This window comes from Haloferax sp. s1 (assembly GCF_058382125.1).
The window spans coordinates 21,584-22,959 of record NZ_JBZRPK010000720.1 but is presented as its reverse complement, the minus strand read 5'-3'; the positions used below and the strand labels follow the sequence as shown (position 1 = coordinate 22,959).

Here is a 1,376-nt window from a genome sequence, read left to right as displayed (position 1 = left end):
CGTGGATTAGCGAGCCCGCGCGGAGAGACAGATCGAGGGCGACTGGGACATCGACGTGAACGACGTTAGCGACTCCGTCGAACAGAAAGGCGGCAAGGTGACCATCTTCTCCGCGGAGTTCCAACCCGGTGAGCAACTGAAGAACCTCGGCGGTATCGCCGCGATTCTCCGGTACCGACTGCAGTGAAACACGCGGTATCGTAACTCACGGGACAGCTCCAGAGGAGTTAGCTGAAAGTAGGGTCCTAAATCAAAGACTCGCTGGATGGGAGCATCGAACGCGTCTCTATAACGAAATCGTATTCCAAACTACTGTTACTCTCCCGTGAGCGCCTCGCTCGCCGGTGCGAAGTCGATGGTCGTCCCGAGTCCTTCCTCGCGAGCCTTCTCGTAGAGCATGTACGCCGACGCAACTGTCTCGATGCCCGTGCCACCGCTGTCGAACACGGTAATCTCCTCGTCATCTTCGCGGCCCGAAGCGACGCCAGCGACGACCTCGCCCAGTTCGGCGTGGATGTGGTCTTCGTCGACGACACCCGCGTCCATGGCGGCGAGGAACGACCCAGCGTCCATCGTGGCGCGTTCGCGCAGGTCGGGGACGTAGGTCGCGCGCTCGATGGTCGTCGCGTCGAGTTCGCGCTTGTCCGGGTGGTACTGCCCCATCGCGGTGACGTGCGTCCCGGGTTCGAGCAAGTCGCCATCGAAGACCGGGTCGCTCGCGGTGGTCGCAGTGACGACGATATCCGCGCCTTCGACGGCCGCGGCACTGGAGGCGACGGCGGCGACGCTCGCATCGAGAACGCGGTCCATCTCCCCGGCGAACTGCTCGCGGCTCTCCTTTGTCGGCGAGTAGACCCAGACAGTTTCGAGGTCACGGACCGCCGCGATGGCGCGGAGTTGTCCGCGGGCCTGTGCGCCGCTGCCGATGAGTGCGACTGTCGAGGCGTCTTCGCGGGCGAGCGCGTCCACGGCGACGCCGCCTGCTGCCCCGGTTTTGAAGGGATTCATGCTCGCACCGTCGAGGAGTGCGAGCGGTTCGCCCGACTCGGCGTCGAAAAGCGGCGTCATGAACCAGGCGTCTTCCGCGCCGAAACCGGCGGAGTACATGTAGCCCCCCATCGCACCCGTCTCGGGGAGAACCGACGAGTAGGTGGTGAGCATGCCCGGCGGTTCGCGGTTGAAGAGCTTGGTTCGTGGCTCGGCGGGGGCGCCCCCAACGCCCTGTCTCTAACCCCCCCCGGCTGCCTCCGCGTGTTCTTCCCGGGGCGCCCTTCCCCCCACCCCGTCGCCCGCTAGGGGCAACGGTGTTTGCATCACTGGCCAAACGGCCCCCCTCGGGCAAACCCCCCCGGGTGCTGGAACGGCCCAACGGGCCG

At 65.7% G+C, this 1,376-nt stretch carries 2 pseudogenes; one reads left to right on the top strand and one right to left on the bottom strand.

The window, feature by feature from the left end:
* Window positions 1-10: 10 nt before the first annotated feature.
* Window positions 11-187 (top strand): annotated as a pseudogene (locus QT222_RS21070) (mRNA surveillance protein pelota); the annotation flags it as partial.
* Window positions 188-315: 128 nt separating this feature from the next.
* Here the strand turns inward: QT222_RS21070 and QT222_RS21065 are convergent.
* A pseudogene (locus QT222_RS21065) lies at window positions 316-1,219 on the bottom strand (ornithine cyclodeaminase family protein); the annotation flags it as partial.
* Window positions 1,220-1,376 lie beyond the last annotated feature (157 nt).